The organism is Streptomyces sp. 2P-4 (assembly GCF_030167965.1).
GTDB classification, from domain to species: Bacteria; Actinomycetota; Actinomycetes; order Streptomycetales; family Streptomycetaceae; genus Streptomyces; species Streptomyces globosus_A.
In genome coordinates this window covers 6,806,229-6,822,495 of sequence record NZ_CP095011.1, presented here as the reverse complement: position 1 = coordinate 6,822,495, position 16,267 = coordinate 6,806,229, and the positions used below count along the sequence as shown (strand labels likewise).

The 16,267-nt window shown below is 76.8% G+C and carries 16 protein-coding genes and 1 pseudogene; 7 read left to right on the top strand and 10 right to left on the bottom strand.

Annotated elements, in window-relative coordinates; translation table 11 throughout:
* The first annotated feature begins 29 nt into the window (after positions 1 to 29).
* On the top strand, positions 30 to 812 hold the full coding sequence (locus tag MUK52_RS30540) for a 1-acyl-sn-glycerol-3-phosphate acyltransferase (protein WP_284581570.1): 783 nt from the start codon (positions 30 to 32) through the stop codon (positions 810 to 812).
* A gap of 66 nt (positions 813 to 878) precedes the next feature.
* Here MUK52_RS30540 and MUK52_RS30535 read toward each other — a convergent pair whose 3' ends face one another.
* A complete protein-coding gene (locus MUK52_RS30535; protein ID WP_284581569.1) occupies positions 879 to 2,360 on the bottom strand; it encodes a hypothetical protein in 1,482 nt (493 codons plus the stop codon).
* Between the two features lie 171 nt (positions 2,361 to 2,531).
* Entirely contained in the window at positions 2,532 to 4,031 is a 1,500-nt protein-coding gene (locus MUK52_RS30530; RefSeq protein ID WP_284581568.1) for a lipase family protein, read from the bottom strand.
* Between the two features lie 261 nt (positions 4,032 to 4,292).
* Here MUK52_RS30530 and MUK52_RS30525 point away from each other — a divergent pair, with 261 nt between their 5' ends.
* Together MUK52_RS30525 and MUK52_RS30520 are read left to right on the top strand one after the other, a co-directional pair.
* On the top strand, positions 4,293 to 5,381 hold the full coding sequence (locus MUK52_RS30525) for a hypothetical protein (protein ID WP_284581567.1): 1,089 nt from the start codon (positions 4,293 to 4,295) through the stop codon (positions 5,379 to 5,381).
* Positions 5,382 to 5,495: 114 nt separating this feature from the next.
* On the top strand, positions 5,496 to 5,645 hold the full coding sequence (locus MUK52_RS30520; protein ID WP_162793232.1) for a hypothetical protein: 150 nt from the start codon (positions 5,496 to 5,498) through the stop codon (positions 5,643 to 5,645).
* Here the strand turns inward: MUK52_RS30520 and MUK52_RS30515 are convergent.
* A pseudogene (locus tag MUK52_RS30515) lies at positions 5,629 to 5,808 on the bottom strand (AraC family transcriptional regulator); the annotation flags it as partial. The gene MUK52_RS30520 and the pseudogene MUK52_RS30515 sit on opposite strands and share 17 nt — an antisense overlap.
* Before the next feature lie 208 nt (positions 5,809 to 6,016).
* Positions 6,017 to 6,337 (bottom strand): hypothetical protein, encoded by a 321-nt coding sequence (locus MUK52_RS30510; protein ID WP_114055950.1) that lies wholly within the window; start codon positions 6,335 to 6,337, stop codon positions 6,017 to 6,019.
* A 158-nt stretch (positions 6,338 to 6,495) separates the two neighbouring features.
* Between MUK52_RS30510 and MUK52_RS30505 the strand changes: the two genes are divergently transcribed.
* Positions 6,496 to 6,960, top strand: coding sequence for a Crp/Fnr family transcriptional regulator (locus tag MUK52_RS30505; RefSeq protein ID WP_114055951.1), 465 nt, complete (start codon positions 6,496 to 6,498; stop codon positions 6,958 to 6,960).
* Positions 6,961 to 6,990: 30 nt separating this feature from the next.
* Here MUK52_RS30505 and MUK52_RS30500 read toward each other — a convergent pair whose 3' ends face one another.
* Positions 6,991 to 8,736, bottom strand: a complete 1,746-nt coding sequence (locus MUK52_RS30500; protein WP_284581566.1) for a sensor histidine kinase — start codon at positions 8,734 to 8,736, stop codon at positions 6,991 to 6,993.
* Positions 8,737 to 8,913: 177 nt separating this feature from the next.
* Between MUK52_RS30500 and MUK52_RS30495 the strand changes: the two genes are divergently transcribed.
* Genes MUK52_RS30495 through MUK52_RS30485 form a run of 3 tightly spaced genes read left to right on the top strand, consistent with a single transcriptional unit; the run spans position 8,914 to position 10,806 of the window.
* Positions 8,914 to 9,204 (top strand): hypothetical protein, encoded by a 291-nt coding sequence (locus MUK52_RS30495; RefSeq protein WP_114055953.1) that lies wholly within the window; start codon positions 8,914 to 8,916, stop codon positions 9,202 to 9,204.
* A complete protein-coding gene (locus tag MUK52_RS30490) occupies positions 9,189 to 10,157 on the top strand; it encodes a universal stress protein (protein ID WP_284581565.1) in 969 nt (322 codons plus the stop codon). Before MUK52_RS30495 ends, MUK52_RS30490 begins: the two co-directional genes overlap by 16 nt.
* Positions 10,158 to 10,212: 55 nt before the next feature.
* Positions 10,213 to 10,806, top strand: a complete 594-nt coding sequence (locus MUK52_RS30485; protein WP_114058703.1) for a CBS domain-containing protein — start codon at positions 10,213 to 10,215, stop codon at positions 10,804 to 10,806.
* A 10-nt stretch (positions 10,807 to 10,816) separates the two neighbouring features.
* Here MUK52_RS30485 and MUK52_RS30480 read toward each other — a convergent pair whose 3' ends face one another.
* The 5 genes from MUK52_RS30480 to MUK52_RS30460 all read right to left on the bottom strand — a co-directional run bounded on the left by MUK52_RS30480 (position 10,817) and on the right by MUK52_RS30460 (position 16,211).
* Positions 10,817 to 11,407: an Rv1733c family protein gene (locus tag MUK52_RS30480; RefSeq protein ID WP_284581564.1), complete on the bottom strand. Its 591-nt coding sequence runs from the start codon at positions 11,405 to 11,407 to the stop codon at positions 10,817 to 10,819.
* 64 nt (positions 11,408 to 11,471) lie between these two features.
* Positions 11,472 to 11,921 (bottom strand): universal stress protein, encoded by a 450-nt coding sequence (locus MUK52_RS30475; RefSeq protein ID WP_284581563.1) that lies wholly within the window; start codon positions 11,919 to 11,921, stop codon positions 11,472 to 11,474.
* Positions 11,922 to 12,011: 90 nt separating this feature from the next.
* Positions 12,012 to 14,411, bottom strand: coding sequence for a glycoside hydrolase family 65 protein (locus tag MUK52_RS30470; protein ID WP_114055955.1), 2,400 nt, complete (start codon positions 14,409 to 14,411; stop codon positions 12,012 to 12,014).
* Positions 14,412 to 14,445: 34 nt separating this feature from the next.
* Positions 14,446 to 15,129 (bottom strand): helix-turn-helix domain-containing protein, encoded by a 684-nt coding sequence (locus MUK52_RS30465; RefSeq protein ID WP_174250408.1) that lies wholly within the window; start codon positions 15,127 to 15,129, stop codon positions 14,446 to 14,448.
* A gap of 5 nt (positions 15,130 to 15,134) precedes the next feature.
* The gene (locus MUK52_RS30460) at positions 15,135 to 16,211 is read right to left on the bottom strand and encodes a zinc-dependent alcohol dehydrogenase family protein (protein WP_114055957.1); all 1,077 of its coding nucleotides are present in this window, start codon (positions 16,209 to 16,211) and stop codon (positions 15,135 to 15,137) included.
* Positions 16,212 to 16,267 lie beyond the last annotated feature (56 nt).

Genomic DNA, 16,267 nt, shown 5'->3' with positions numbered 1-16,267 from the left:
GCGGGCAGTGTTCGAGAAAGAGGGTTCCCGTGTCCGAGAGCATCATCGGCGTCGTCGACATCGCGAAGAGCGAGCTCCGCTTCCTCCGGCACATGCTCGGCGATGCCGGCGAGAACGCCTGGGAGCGGCTGCTCGAATGGTTCATCGACGACTGGTTCCGGCTGGACGTGCTCGGGCTGGAGAACGTGCCCGCCGAGGGGCCCGCCGTGCTCGTCGCCAACCACTCCGGCGCCTGGGGGCTGGACGCGTTCGTCATGCAGAAGGCCCTGGTGCGTTCGCTGCGGCGGCCTCTGCAGGTGCTGGCCGCGCCCTTCGTCTTCCACCTTCCGGTGCTGGGGCCGTACGCGGCGCGCAAGGGCGCCGTGCCGATCGACCTGCGGGCCGGCATGCAGCACCTGGCCGGGGGCGGGCTGATCACGGTGTTCCCCGAGGGGGTTTCAGGGCTGGAGAAGCCGTTCCGCGAGCGCTACCGACTCCAGCCGTTCAACCCGGGCTTCGCCGTGGCCGCCCTGCACACGGGGGCGCCGATCGTGCCGGTCGCCGTCATCGGGGCCGAGGAGTCCTCCCCCCGGATGGGTGAGCTGCCCGCGCTGGCGAAGTTCCTCGGCCTTCCGTCCTTTCCGCTGACGTCCTTCTTCCCGCTGCCGGCGAAGTGGCTGATCACCATCGGCGAGCCGGTCGCCCCGCCCGAGCGGCCGCGGGGCGCCGGGGCCCGCTCGGCGGCCGCCCGGCGGCTGGCCGGGGAGGTCCAGGCGGTCGTGCAGGACATGGTCGTACGGGAGCGGGGGCGGCGGGACGCGCTCGTACGGTAGCGGCGGCGACCGGGCGGGCGGGCCCGGACGCCGCCCGGCCCGCCCGGCCTGCCTGCCCGTCCGCGGTCAGTCCGCGAGGCGGCGGGCGGCCTCGCGGATGTCGGAGGCGGCGCGGGTGCACCGGTCGGCGTGCTCGAGCAGCCGCATCCGGAAGCGCTCGCCGGTCTCGCTCCCGTCCCAGCCGGCGTCGGCGGCGCAGGCGGCCAGACTGCGGGCGTGCCGGTCGAGGCGGCCGGCGGCGGCTCGGGCCGGCGCCGCGTACGAGGCCGGGGTGCCGGCGCGCGCGGGCGGCGCGGCGGCGGGTGCGCCGGCGGCGGGGAACGCGAGCAGCAGCGTGCGCGGGTCCAGGGTGAGCGGCATCCGGTCGGGGGACAGCGCGGGCGCGAGGAGGGCGGGCCGGGCTCCCTCGGCGTCCTCGGTGAAGAACCGGACGACCGCTTCGGCGACCCGGACGGCGACCGCGGCGGCCGCACAGCCGGTGGGCGATCCGCACAGCGGGGACGGCCCGCCTCCCGGCAGCGGGCCCGGCTCCGCCCCGGCGCCGCCGGCGTGGTCGGTGGCGCTGCGGAGCCAGCCGGGGGCGGCCAGGATCTCCGTGCCCGCGTCGACGGCGAGCCCCTCCCAGGAGAACCGGGACCGGACCGGGTGCACGGCGGCGCCGACGGGCGGGAAGCGGTCGAGGGCGAGGGCCACGGCGGCGGCCGGTCCGCCTGCCGCCGCGGGCACGCCCGCGGCGGTGAGGGCCAGCGCCTGGAGGGCCGTGGTGGCGGCTGCTTCGGAGACCACGGCGAGGGCGTGGGCCAGGGCCTCCTCGGGCCGGCCCGCACCGGCCGGGAGGCCGTGCTCCGCGCGGGCGGCGGGCACGGCGGGGCCTGCTGCGGGGCGGGCAAGGACGGCGGCCAGGGAGTCGGGGTCCGGGTCGGCCAGGTAGGGGGCGAGGCGCCGGTGCACGGCGGCGGCCCGGGACTCGTAGGCGTGGCTGCCCGCGGCCTCGGCTGCCCGGCGGAGCATCTCGCCGAGCAGCGTGTCCTCGGCCGCGGCCGCGCCCGCCACCACCCTGCGGGCGGCGCGCAGCAGGCCCGGCCGCCATGCCTCCCAGGTCAGGGCCTGGTCGTCGCGGCGGGCGGAGGCCAGCCGGCGGAGTTCCCCGGCGAGCGGGCCGGCGAGCGCGGCTTCAGGCAGGACGTCCTCGGGCGGGGCGGGGAACGGCAGGGGGTGGTGGGGGTGCAGGCCGTGCCGGCGCCCGGCTTCGTCGAGCCGGACGGCGGGGGCGAGCGCGTCGGCGGCGGCGCCGGCCGCGAGGAGCCCCGCGGTGTCGGCCGGCTTGAGCGGGACGAGGAAGGAGCCGAGCGGGGTCCGCAGCCTGACGGGGCGCCCGGAGCGGCTGCGGCGCAGGTGGGCGAGGACGCCGCGGGCGGCGCCCTCGCAGGTGAGGGAGTCCAGGCCGAGGGCGCGGGCGGGCGCGTCCGACCAGGGCAGGCGGCGGGCGAGCAGGGCCGCGCTGAACACGGCGTTCTCCAGCGGCAGGGCGGCGGCGGGGGTGGTCATCGGGGGTGGTTCTCCCTCGGGTCGTACGGGGGGACGGGCGCGGGGGCGCGGCAGCAGCGGGCGGAGGCGCGTTCGCGGGCGGATCCGGGGGCGCGAGCGGGCGCACACTCCGGCGCGGGCCAGGGCGCTGGACGGGGGGCAGGACGGGGGCGGAACCAGGCTCGGGGCCGGTCACCTGTCGCGCAGCATGTACGGCTGGTTGCCGATGATCTCGCCGTCGTAGCTGCCGATCAGCGCGTTCACCCGGTCCCGGTGGTGGGCCAGTTCACCGCGCAGGCTGTCCGAGTACGCCTGGGGGGCGTGGGAGAGCGGGTAGTCGTAGGACTCGTCGAGCCAGGAGAGCTCCACCCAGCTGTCGGGGACGTCGTGGGGCGAGGCGGGCCCGCGGCCGTCCAGCGTGGGGATGACGTCGTGCTTGTTGACCAGGCTGACGACCCGGGTGGTGTGGTCGGCGGGCCGCTTGTTGTCGATCGGCGAGCCGAGGGTGACGACGTGGGTGATCCGGTACTCGGAGGCGGTGTCGAGGTCGGCGGCGAGGTTCATCGCGGTCAGGCCGCCGAGGCTGTGGCCGACCATCATCAGCTCCGACCCGGCGGGCACCCCGGCCCGCTTCAGGAGCTTCCTCGCCGCCCGGGTGTAGGTGGTGTCGGTGCGCAGGCAGCCGTCGAACGCGCCGACCAGGTCCTGCGGGGTGCTGTTGCTGAGCAGGGCGAAGCTGGTGCCGGGGAGCAGCAGGACGTGGCGTACGGCTCCGTCGGTGCAGGCGATGCGGCGCAGGAGGACCAGGCCGTGGTTGCCGAGGGCGCCGATGTCGTTGATGTAGCTGACGATGTCGTTGCGGGAGGTGCCGAGGACCTTGGCGAGGATCGGGTCGGGGTCGGCGCGCTCGGCGCGGCCCGGGCCGGGGTTGAGGTGCTTGATCAGGGAGCAGGGCAGGCCGAAGAGCGGGTCGGTGGTGGGGACGCCGCCCGCGAGGGTCACCCAGGAGAAGCTGTCGTTGACGGGGTTCTCGTCCAACAGGCCCAGCAGGGCCAGGAGTTCCATGATGACGGGGCTGATGGTGGTGAGGGCGCGGGTGACGCCGAGCCGCTCGACGAGGGCGTGGAGGGCGCGCGCCGCCTCCAGCCGGTCTCCTGCGACGAGCGCGTCGGTGAGGCGCCGGGCGTGGGGGGAGTCCAGATTGGGGTGGGCGGCGGTGGCGGCCTCGATGCGCAGGGCGAAGGCGTCGACGGCCATGGCGACGGAGGCGGGCCGGCGGCGGGTCAGGTTGCCCGCGATGCGGGCGAGTTCGCCGACGGTGCCGCCGTTGGCGGCGAAGCCGAGGCCGGCCCGGCTGGTCAGGGCGCGGAGGCAGGACAGGGTCGCACCGGCGGCCCAGGCGGGGCGGCGCAGGGCCTGGAGGGCGAAGCTGCCGCCGGTGAGGGCTGCGGTGAGGTGCGCGCCGGCCTGGCGGGCGGCGAGGGCGGCGTCGGCGAGGAGGACGGAGGCCGCGATGAGGAGGTCGCCGTCCGCCGGGGTGGCCGCGGCGGTGGCCTCCGGGCTGCCGGCGGGGCCCGCGTCGGGGAGGGCCGGGGTGTCGCAGGGCCCGGGGAGCGGGCCGGCGTCGGGGATGTCCTTGCGCCGCCCGTCTGTGAGGTGCCGGGGGGATGCGCCGGTCGCCTGGGGTGTCACGCTGCAACCTCTCGTCGTCTGAAGCCGCTGTCCGCGACGCATGGTGGCACCGAACGGGGGCGCCTCCGGCGCGGCCGGGCGCACGCTCCCGCGCGCGCGGCGCCTGCCATACCCCGCGCGCCCCGCAGCCGCGGGGGTGCGGGCCCCCGCACAGCCGTTCACGGGCCCGGCTCGTCGGGGGGTGACGGGAGCGGGGCGCGGTTGACGCCCGGGCGCGGAAAGCGCTGGCGGCGGGCGCGGGCGGATTGCGAGCATGCGGGGGTGAGCACAGCGGGGAACGAACTGATCGACGTGGTGCCGCTCGGCACCGTCCGGGCGCGGGGCACCGTCGAGGCGGTCGCCGGAGGGCGGCTCCTCGTCCGTGCAGGCGGGCTGCTGGAGGTGCACGACCGGGAGGAGTTCCTCGCCGGCACGGCCGCCGGCCCGGTCGCCTCCCTCCGGGTGGAGGAGCAGGAGCGGGCGGCCGCCGCCTCCGACGGCGGGTTCCTGGTGGCGGGCGCGGCCTCCGTACGGGCCGTGGGCCCGGACGGCGGGACGCGGTGGGAGTTCGCCCACGACCCGTGGCACGGCACCCCCCGCGCCCGGTCCGCGCCGGCGCCCAGCCCGGACGGCCGCCTGGTCGGCGTCGTCGTGCCGACGCAGGAGCCCGACCCGGCGCGGGCGGCCCTGGTGTACGACGCCGAGCCGGGGCGGAGCTACGTCTGGGACCGGCTGCTGTTCCTGGACGCGGCGAGCGGCGAGGTCGTCGGCCGGCAGCAGCTCCGCTCGCTGGCGTCGGGCGTGGTGCTGGGCTGGCGTCCGGACGGCGGCGCCCTGGCGGTGTCCTGCTGGACCGCCTGGCACAGCTGGTCGACGTGGTGGGCCGAGCCCACCGGGTCCGCGGATGCCGACGACGGGATCCGCATCGCCGGCGGTACGTGGATGCACGCGCTGGCGGGCTTCCTGCCCGGCTCCCGCACCCTGACCCAGCGGTATGCCGAGCACGTCTGGCCCGACGACGACCGCGACGAGCTGGCCGTGTACGACACCGGTTCCGGCGGGCAGGTGGCCGTGCTCGACCTGGCGGCGCTGGCCCCCGACCCGGCGGAGGACGAGTTCCGCTCCGCCGGGGTCCTCGACGGGCGCCACGTCCTGGTGCCGGGCCGCGTGTTCCGGGCGGGCGGGCCGCCGCAGGCGCGGCACTGGCTGATCGATGCGGCGTCGCTGCGCCCGCTCGGCCGGCTGGCGTACCCGGCCGCCGTCGGCAGGGACGTGACCGTCCTGGGCGACGGCACCTGGCTGACGGAGGACGACGGCGGCCGCCTGCACCGCTGGGCCCTGGGGCGTACGGAGCGCGCCGCCTCCGTCTGATCCCGGGCGGCCGCGGCCCGCTCCCGGTCAGCGCAGGCCGTCGAAGAAGGCGCGCAGGTCGAGCGCAGCTGCCTGCTGCACCTGGGCGCCGGCTCCGCCCGCGACCTGGCCTGGATGATCACTTCGGTCGACACCGGCTTCAGCCTTGCCGAGGCCCCGCCCGAGCCGGCCGAAGCCCTGGCCGCCCAGGCGGCCCGCTGCCTCGGCGCCGTACGCGCGGCGCCGGCGGCGCGGGAGGAGGCCGCCCTCAGGGCCGGGAGGTGAGGTCGGGGCGGCGGAGGCGGAAGGTGCGCCGGTAGGTGTCCGGGGGGACGCGGACGGTGCGCCGGAAGTGGCGGCGCAGGGTGGTGGCGGTGCCCATGCCGGTGGCGGTGGCGATCACGTCGTCCGTCGTCTCCGGCAGGGCCCGGTCGCGCCGGATGCGCTGGGCTCGGCGGCCGCACCCGGACGGCGGGTGCCGCCTCCGCAGGCCGGCTCTTCGACGCGGCGGACTTCCCGGGCGCCCTGCAGGGCAGCCTCCGGGTCGACCTGCCCGCATGAGAGGGGGCGGCCGCGGTTCGCGGAGCCGGCCGGGAGTCCCGTACGCCTGCGAGGGCTGCGGCGGGGGTCCCGGCCGGAGCGGCGCGCAGCCGGGCTCAGCCGCCGGCCTGCGTGGGCGTTCCGTACGCGGCCCGGACGGCCGGCGGGAGCGTGAAGGGGACCGCGCCGCCCGCCCGTACGGCGTCCACAGCACCCTGGTGGACGGTGCGGCCGACCTCGGGCGTGGGACAGGGCACGGGGCTTCCGGCCAGGGGGTACCACTCGGTGTCCCCGACGTACTGCACGCAGACGTGCGCCTGCTGCGGCTCCCACACGGTGCGCACCGCGAGCTCTCCGGCGAGCGTCCCGGCCTCCGCCGTGCGTACGCCTCCGGGGCCCGTGAACACCCCCGTGGTGGTCCATGTCGTGGATGCCATGTCAGTCACCTCGGGCAGCAGTGGTGGTGTGACTGCCATGCTGCCCTGCCCGCGCGGCTCCCGCCAGGGCCGTTCGGACCCGGGGAGGGCCCGCAGGTCCCATGCGGGGCGGCGGCGCAGGGCCGAGACTGGAGGGACCCGAACCAGGGAGGCCGTCCATGAGCACCCCCTCTCCCACCCGGATCGCCGCGGCGCTGCCCGCCGACCACCGCGCCCGCCTGATGGAGGCGGCCCGCGAGGTGAACTTCGCCGAAGGGAGCCGCATCTTCCGCGAGGGCGGCCGGGCCGACCGGTTCTGGATCGTCCGCTCCGGCACCGTGACCCTGGACGTCCACGTTCCCGGGCGGCGCGCCGCCGTGGTGGAGAGCCTCGGCGCCGGGGAGCTGGTCGGCTGCTCGTGGCTGTTCAAGCCGTGCACCTGGCGGCTGGGCGCCGAGGCCATGACCCCCGTGCGGGCCTACGAGTTCGACGCGGACCAGGTGCGGGCGCTGATGGACGCCGACCCGGCCTTCGGGTACGCCGTCGGCCACTGGGTCGGCCAGGTCCTCGCCCACCGGCTGCACGCCACGCGGATCCGGCTGCTCGACCTGTACGCCCCCTACGGCAGCGGCAGCGCCGTCTGACCCCGCGGCGCCCGGCGGCGCCGGACGGGTTCAGGTGAGGAGCGTCGGCGGGGACAGGGGGACCTCCCACACCAGGCGGGTGCCGCGGGAGGCTCCGACGGGGCCGGGGTCCCGGGCCGCGACGTCCATGCGGCCGCCCAGCCGTTCGGCGCGTACGCCGAGGTTGCGCAGGCCGCTGCGGCGGCCCCCGGCGGGGAGTCCGACGCCGTCGTCCGTCACGGTGACGGTCAGCAGGCCGTCGGCGGCGACGACGGAGACGTCCGCGTGCGCGGCCCGGGCGTGCCGGGCGACGTTCGCGAGGGCCTCGCGGAGGACGGCGAGGACCTCGTCGGCCACGGCGGGCGGGACGTCGGTGTCGAGCAGTCCCTCCATGCTGAGGGCCGGTGCGAAGCCGAGGGCGGCGGAGGCCTCTTCGACGGCCTCGACGGCGCGGGCGCGCAGCCGGGACCCGGTGCCGGCCTCGTGCTCGCGGAGGCCGAAGATGGTCGACCGGATGATCTTGATGGTGGCGTCCAGGTCGTCGACGGCGCGGGCGAGCCGCTCGGACGCCTCGGGGTGGTCGACGAAGCGCTGCGCGCTCTGGAGGGTCATGCCGGTGGCGAAGAGCCGCTGGATGGCCAGGTCGTGCAGGTCCCGGGCGATGCGGTCGCGGTCCTCCAGCAGGCTCACCTGTTCGGCGTCCCGGCGCCGGTCGGCGAGTTCCAGGGCGAGGGCGGCCTGCCCCGCGAAGCCGGGGAGCGCGGCGGTCTCGGAAGCGGCGAAGGCAGGGCGGCCGCGGCGGCGGGCCAGCATCAGGACGCCGCTGAGCCCCTCCTTGGTGCCGACGGTGACGGCGACCGCCGGCCCGAAGCCCTTCCACTGGTCCGGCTGCACGGCGGCGTCCGGGTCGGCCTCCAGGTCCCGCACGGTGACCGGGCCGTCGCGGGTGAGGGCGGCCTCGACGAGGGTGCCGCGGGTGTCGGCCGGGGTGATGCGGCGGTGGGCCTCGGCCCCTTCCCCCACGGCGAGGGAGCCGCGCAGCCCGCCGGAGGGGCCCAGGCGGTGGAAGACGCCGAGGTCTGCGCCGGTGATGTCCTTGGCCCGGGCCAGCATGCCCTCCAGGACCTCGTCCTCGGGCGCTCCGGACAGCAGGGCGCTGGTGATGTCGGAGCTGGCCGTCAGCCAGCGTTCCCGCAGGCGGACCTCCTCGAAGAGGCGGGCGTTCTCGATGGCGATGCCGGCGGCGACCGCAAGGGTCGACAGGACCGCCTCGTCCTCCTCGTCGAAGCAGGCGCCGCCGCGCTTCTCGGTGAGGTAGAGGTTGCCGAAGACGGCCTCGCGGACCCGGATGGGCACGCCGAGGAAGGAGTGCATCGGCGGATGGTGCGGGGGGAACCCGTACGAGGCGGGGTGCTCCGACAGTTCGGACAGGCGGAGGGGCTCGGGGTGGCGGATCAGCTCGCCGAGGATGCCGTGGCCGGAGGGCAGGTCCCCGATCTGCGCGCGCACCTCGTCGCTGATGCCGACGGGCAGGAACTCGTCGAGCTTCTGCCTGTCGCCGATCACGCCGAGGGCTCCGTACTCGGCGTCGACGAGGACGACGGCCGCTTCGACGATGCGGCGCAGCACCTGCGGCAGGTCCAGCTCCCGGCCGACGGACATGACCGCTTCGAGGAGGCCGTTGAGCCGGTCGCGGGCGCCTCTGGCCTCGTCGATGCGGACCTGGAGCTCGTCGAGGAGCTCGTCCAGCCGCAGCCGTGGCACACCGACCGCGGCGGGCTGCCCGCCGGCGCTCATGTCCCGCCTCCGGACGACGGTGAGAGGACCACGCATCCACGGTAGCGCCGGTCCGGGCCGCAGGCCCGTGGGTCGGGCGGCGGCTGCCGCCGTCCGGTCCGGGCCCCGCCGGCCCGTACGGCACCGGGAGGGGCCCGTTCGGCCCTCGCCCCGCGCCGGTTCTCCGGCGGATCATGGGTGGCACGTCCCGCAGGGGGCGTCGGCCCGGACGCCGCGGAGGTGCCGGACGGCGACGTCGAGGTGCACGCCGTGGACGGCGTCGCCACCCTGGACGGGACGGCGGCCCGCCGGCTCCGCCTGCTGCCCGACCTCGTCGGACGGCTCGGCGGGGTCGTCGCCGCGGACCCGCATGTACGCGCCCTCTCCGGCGACACCGCCGGCGCCCCCGCCGGGCGGACGCGGCAGGCCCTGCCGTGGCGGCGCCCGACTCCCCGAGGAAGGAACCCCTCCCCATGGACGACCACGTGACGGCCGGCGTCGACGGCTCCCCCGAGAGCCGGGCGGCGGCGCGCTGGGCGGCCGGTGAGGCCGTACTGCGGCAGGTTCCGCTGCGGCTCGTCCACGCCGTCGACTGGCCGCTCGACCCGGTGTTCCCCGGGGTGGGCGGGCAGGACGCGGACCGGTGGGCCGACCAGGTGCTGTCCGAGACGGCGGAGGAGCTGCGGCGGCGCCATCCGCAGCTGGCGATCACGACCCGCTGCCCCACGGCCCGCCCGGCGGCCGCCCTGGCGGCGGAGGCCACGGACGCCGCGCTGCTGGTGCTGGGCTCGCGCGGCATCGGCGGCCTGGTCGGCTTCCTGGTCGGCTCGGTCGCGCTGTCGACCGTGGCGGCGACCGACACGCCTGTCGTCCTCGTGCGCAGCGACGACGAGGCCCCTGACGGCTCGGACACGGATGCCGGTGCCGGTGCCGGTGCCGGTGCCGGTGCCGGTGCCGGTGCCGGTGCCGGTGCCGGTGCCGGTGCCGGTGCCGGTGCCGGTGCCGGTGCCGGTGCCGGTGCCGCAATCGTCGTCGGCGTCGACATCCACGAGGCCGGCGACCGGGTGCTCGACTTCGCGTTCGAGGAGGCGGCCCGGCGGGGCTGCCCGCTGCGGGCGGTGCACGGCTGGAAGCTGCCCCCGGCCTACACGTACGTGCCGTTCTTCGACCCGGACAACGAGCGCGACATCGGCCGGAGCGTCACCCGCATGGCCGAGGACATGCTGCTGCCCTGGCGGCAGAAGTACCCCGAGGTGGCGGTCACGAGCAGCGTCTTCCGGGGGTCCCCCGGCGAGCGGCTCGTCCAGGAGAGCCGCGGTGCGGGCCTGGTCGTGGTCGGGCGGCGCCGGCGCCGCTCCCCTCTGGGCCCGCACCTGGGCGCGGTCGCCCACGCGGTGCTGCACCACGCCGCGGCCCCCGTCGCGGTGGTCGCGCATGACTGACGGCGCCGGCCGGGAGCAGGGCGGGCGGCCCGGCCCGCCCTCGGGGAGGGCCGGCATCCGGCACCGCAGCGTCGCGGACCTGATGACGCCCCACCCTGTGGGCGTCCGGGCGGCGACGGCGTTCAAGGAGGTGGCCCGGCTGCTCCACGAGTACGACATCACGGCCGTGCCCGTGGTGGACGCCGACGGGCGCCCCGTCGGCGTGGTGTCGGAGGCCGACCTGCTGAGGCGGCGGGCCGGGGGCACGTCCACGGCGGGCGATCTGATGTCGAGCCCCGCGGTGACGGCCCGCCCGGAGTGGAGCGTGGTCCGCGCGGCCCGGGTGATGCAGCGGCACGAGGTCAAGCGGCTGCCGGTCGTCGGCGCGGACGGCCGGCTGATCGGCGTGCTCAGCCGCAGCGACCTGGTGCGGCTGTTCCTCCGCCGCGACCAGGCCATCCGCGAGGAGATCGTCGAGGACGTGATCGTCCGCACGCTCGGCATCGCCCCGTCGTCGGTCACCGTGGACGTGGAGGACGGCGTGGTGGTCCTCAGCGGGACGGTGCCCGGGGCGGAACTGCTGCCCGTGGTCGAGCGGCTCTGCCAGAGCGTCGACGGCGTCGTGGACGTCGACAACAGGCTGGCCGGTCCGACCGCCGGCCCCGCGTGACGGGCCGCCGTCAGCCGTCGCCGGGCCCGGGCCGCAGGCGGCCGCTCCACCGGGGCTCGACGTCCTCCCACTCGGCATCCCAGGCACGGGCGCTGCGCGCGTCGACGGCGCGGAGGCCGACGCGGACGAGGGCCCCCGACACGAGGAGGACCCCGGTGACCGCCGCCGCGCCGAGGAGGAACGCCTCCAGGCCCACTTCGGCGGCACCGGGCGGTGCGGACGCGGCGCGGCCCCGGTCGTCGACCCACACGCGGACGGCGTCGCCCTTCCGCGTGCCGGGCGGGACGGGCACGGTCTCCGTGTGCACGCGGCCGGGCGGGTACTGCCAGGTGGCAGAGGCTGCGGTGGAGGTCCGGTCGCTCGGCCAGTCCCCGGACCGGTAGCCGGTCGTGCCGACCGTGGTGGCCGTCACGGCGTGCCGCTCCCGGGCGACCGCCTCGGCGGCACGGGTTCCGTCGGTCCAGGAGGCGTACCCGGCGGCGGCCCCGCAGGCGGCGGCGATCAGGCAGGCCGCGACGAAGGCGCGGCGCAGCCACGTGCGGGCGCGGTCGGCGCTGCGCAGGAGCGGCTTGCCCCCCGCTCCTGTCGTCCGGTCGTCCATGGCGCACCTCCGCCCTGCGTACGTACCGGGAGCAGGCCCGCCGCTCGGGCGGTGGGCCGGGCGCTCACTCCGCGGGCGCCTCCGGGCGGACGATGGTCACGGGGCAGGGGGCGTGCAGCGCGACCTGCTGGCTGACCGAGCCGAGCAGGGCCCGCCGGAAGCCGCCGCGGCCGCGGCTGCCCACGACCAGCATGTCGGCGCCCCTGGCCGCGTCGACCAGGACCTCGACCGGATGGCCGTGGACCAGGCGCTCGTGGACCAGGGAGGCGCCGTCCTCGCCGAGCACCGTGCGGACCTCCTCGACCAGGCGCCGCTCGGCGTCCTCCTCGTCGAAGGTGACGTCCACGGCGGGGGCGGACCACGACGCCTCGCCGGGGACCTCCCATGCGGTGACGGCCTCCACACGGCCGCCGACCAGGCCGGCGTACCGCACCGCCCAGCGGAGGGCGGCCTGGGAGGAGGACGATCCTTCCAAGCCCACCACGATCCGCGGAGCCTCTTGCTGCGTGCTCATACCCACTCCTTCCGACTCCCTACGTCCAGCGTGGGCGAGGCGGGTGCGGCCCGCCAGGCGAGCGGGTGGGCGCCGGGGCACTCGGCGGGGTCAGCGGGCGGGCAGGCGGAACCAGCGCTCCCGTCCCGCGGCGACCAGGACGCGGCGGCCGCCGGGGAGGACCAGCGGCAGCGGCCCGAGGAGCGAGGGCGGGACGGACACGCCGATCCGGCCCGGCAGGAAGCGGATGCCGATGCCGCGGTGTCCGAGGCAGCAGACGGAGAAGGCCGAGCGGGGGATCTCGGTGAGCGGGGCGGGGTCGACGTGCAGGCCGTCCGCGGCGGGGTGCAGCCCGACGACCGCCCGCTCGACGAGGTCCAGGGTGCCGGCCATGGCGCCGAGGTGGATCCCCTCGCCGGTGGTGCCGCCCTGGACGTCGGTGACGTCGCCGAGCAGGGCCTCCCGGCAGAACCGCCAGGCGTCGGCGCCCCGCTGCAGCGCGAGGATCCGGCCGTGGACGACGCTGCTGAGGGTGGAGCCGTGGCAGGTGCGGGGGAGGTAGTAGGCCACCGTCCGCTCCCACACCGCGTCGTCGACGGTGTACCCGAGACGGGCGAAGAGCCCGGCCAGTTCGGCGGGGCGGAAGAGGTGGCCCAGCATGAGGGTGTCGGCCTGCTTGGAGGCCCGGTAGCGGTTGGGGGTGTCGCCCTCGGCCTCCAGGATCCGGTCGAGGCGGCGGATGTCGCCGTAGCGGGCGCGGTAGCCGTCCCAGTCGAGTTCGGCGAGGTCGCCGTAGCCGTGGAACTGGCTGATCACACCGGCGTGGAAGGGCACGTGGAGACGGTGCGAGACGTCCCGCCAGACCCCGGTGTCGCCCGCGCGGAGGCCGAGCTGCGCGCGGAGGTCGGCGCGGCGGGCCGCGGGCAGCTCGTCGTGGAGGTCGAGGGCGCGGGCGAGGACCCAGGCTGCGGTGACGTTGGTGTAGGTGTTGTCGTCGATGCCGGGGGCGGCGGCGTCCGGGTAGCCGTCGTGGTACTCGTCGGGGCCGATGACACCGCGGATGCGGTAGCGGCCGAGGCCGGCGTCCCAGGTTGCGGCGGAGCCCCAGAACTGGGCCGTGCTCAGAAGGAGTTCGGCTCCGGGTCCGTGCATGAAGCCGGTGTCGCGGGTCGCGAGGCCGTACTGCCAGGCGTTCCAGGCGACGGCCGAGCCGACGTGCCGCTGGAGCCGGGAGTGGTCGGGCAGCCAGCGGCCGGAGCGCGGGTTCAGGTGGAGCCGCTGCGTCTCCTCCTCGCCCGAACCGGCGCTCTGCCACGGGAACATGGCGCCCCGGGCGCCGCTCCGGCGGGCCGCCTCGCGGGCGGCCGGCAGCCGCCGGTGGCGGTACATGAGCAGGCCGCGGGCGGTTTCGGGGAAGTGCAGCGTGAGGTACGGCAGGACGAACAGCTCGTCCCAGAAGACGTGCCCGCGGTACGCCTCCCCGTGCAGGCCGCGGGCGGGCACGCCGACGTCGAGATCCGCTGTGTGCGGGGAGAGGGTCTGCAGGACGTGGAAGGCGTGCAGGCGCAGGATCCTGCCGGTCTCCCCCGGGGTCTTCAGCTCTCCCGTGGCCCAGCTGCGCTGCCAGGCGGCGCGGTGCGACTCCAGGAGGGTCGGGAAGTCGGGGGCGCGGCCCGCGTGTGCGACGGCACTGTGCACGGGGTCGGCGGTGGGGCGGTCGAGGGAGCTGAACAGGGCGGCGGTCTTCACGACCACCGCGTCCCGCCCGCGCCGGACCGGCAGGAGGGACGTCTGCGCCGCGCGGTCCGCCGAGCAGGTGCGGCCGGCTGCGGCGAGGGGCCGGCACGAGGTCCGGACCGCCAGCCCGATCCGCACCCGCGAGGCCGTCGTGGTGCAGGCGAGCCAGTCGGTGCCGTCCGCTCCGGCCCCCGCCCGGTGCTCGGCGAGGTGGCGGCCGGCCAGGGCGCGGTAGCGGTCCACGCCGGTGTTGGCGGTGTTCCCGTCGAGGACGGACACGACCTCGATGCGGCCGCTCCAGCCGTACGCCCGGAAAGCGGTGCGCTGCGCGGCCAGGTGCGGATCGCCCATGTGGACGAGGCGCGTGTGGGTGACGCCGAGGCGGCGGCCGTCGGCGTCCTGGAACAGCATGCGGCGGGTGAGGGTTCCGGCGGCCAGGTCCAGGCGTACGTGGCACTTGCGCAGGGCGGGGTGGTCGGGGGTGAGCCAGTCGCCGGGCGGTGCGCCGTCGGGGAGGCAGCGGTAGCGCAGCGCGGTCCAGTCGGGCAGGCGGACCAGGTCCTCGTTGTGGAGGGTGCGGCCGGCCACCTCCGAGGCGAGGCGGTTGTAGCAGCCGGCCAGGTAGGTGGCGGGGTAGTGGACGGCGTCCGCGGTGGTCTCGGGGGCCGCGCCGCGGGTGGCGAAGCGGCCGTTGCCGAGGGTGCACAGGGACTCGACAAGGCGCTCGGTGGCGGGGTCGTAGGCCCGGTACTCCCAGCGCCAGGAGGTGTTCACGGCCGCCGGCGGACGGTCGCGGACGCCTGGCCCGTCATCCGTGCACCACGCGGCGGCCGGTGAGCCGGGCGGGGGTCAGCTTCATCCAGTGGACGCGGATCCCGCCCGCCCACGGGTGGGCGCGGGCGGTGACGACGAGGTGCTGGCGCTCGTCCGGGTCGGTGACGGCTTCGAGCAGGCCGACGGCCTGCACGCTCCAGCCCTCGGCGGTGACGTCGTCGATGTGGTCGACCTCGAAGGCGGCCTCGGTGCCGGCCGCCCGGACGGCCGCCGTGTCGGCGGCGGTGCGGAAGGCGATGGCCGGGCCGGCCGTCATGTAGTTGACGGGGAGGACGGAGGGGCCCTCCGAGGTGAACACCGCGATCCGCCCCACCCCGTGGGTGCCCAGCAGCCGCCGGCACTCGGCCTCGTCGAGGGCGACGAGTGCCGAGTCGCGCCGGGACTCGGCCCGGCCCGGGGGCCGGTCGGAGCTGGCGCCGGTCAGGTCGTCGACGGTGATGCCGAGGGCGTCGGCGACGCGGATGAGCGTGCCGATGGACGGGGAGGCGGCGTGCTCCTCCAGGTAGGCGATGTAGTTGGCGTCCGCTCCGCACCGCCGGCCCAGCTCCTCGCGGCTCAGGCCGAGGGAGGAGCGGCGGGCGGCCAGGCGGCGGCCGAGGTCGGTGCGGCCGGCCGGGGCGCCGGAGGCCGGGCGGGGGGTGCGCGGGCTGCTCTTCACGGTGATCACTGCTCCCGGGGCGGTAGGGCGACGGTGTCGTGCTGCGGTCCGCCGAGGACGACCTTGAGGGCGCCGGTGTCGCCGGCGCGGGAGAAGACGTCGTACGCCTCCTCCATCCGGTCGAGCTCGAAGCGGTGGGTGACCAGCGCGGCCCCGGGCAGGCGGCCGGCCGCCGCCATTCTCAGGAGCATCGGGGTCGAATAGGTGTCGACGAGGCCGGTGGTGAGGGTGACGTCCTTGATCCACAGGTCTTCGAGGTGGAGGACGGCCGGCTTGCCGTGGACGCCGATGTTCGCAACCCGTCCGCCGGGGCGGACCATCCTGGTGCACAGCTCGAACGCCTCCGGCAGGCCGACGGCCTCCATGACGACGTCCGCGCCGAGCCCGTCGGTCAGGTCCGCGACCAGCCGCTCGGGCTCCTCCCGTGCGGTCGCGGTGGCGTCGGCGCCGAGCCGGCGGGCCGCTTCGAGGCGGGAGGCCGCGAGGTCGACCGCGATGATGCGGAAGGGGCTGTAGAGGCGTGCGGTGGCGATGGCGGCCAGGCCGATGGGGCCGGCGCCGACCACCGCGACCGTGTCGCCGGGGCGGACGCCGCCGCTGAGGACGCCGACCTCGTACGCGGTGGGGAAGATGTCCGCGAACAGGACGGCCTCGTGGTCGGCGAGGGTGCCGGGCAGCGGATGGACGGAGAGGTCGGCGAAGGGGACCCGCACGTACTCCGCCTGGGTGCCGTCGACGAGGTGGCCGAGGACCCACCCGCCGCCCCCGCGGCACTGGCCGTAGCGGGCCTCGCGGCAGAAGCGGCACCGGCCGCAGGCGGATATGCAGGAGACCAGGACCCGGTCTCCGGGGCGCACGCTGCGGACGTCGGCGCCGGTTTCGACGACGGTGCCGACGGCCTCGTGGCCGAGGACCCTGCCGGGGGCCACCTCGGGTACGTCGCCCTTGACGATGTGCAGGTCCGTACCGCAGAGGGTGACCGTGTCGACACGGACGACAGCGTCGGACGCGTCCTTGACCGAGGGGTCCGGGACGTCCTGCCAGGAGGTCTGTCCGGGCCCGTGGAAGACGAGTGCCTTCATGGCGCGGCCTTCTCTCTTGTGCACGGAGGTGTCGATGCCACGCTGTCCCGCCGGCC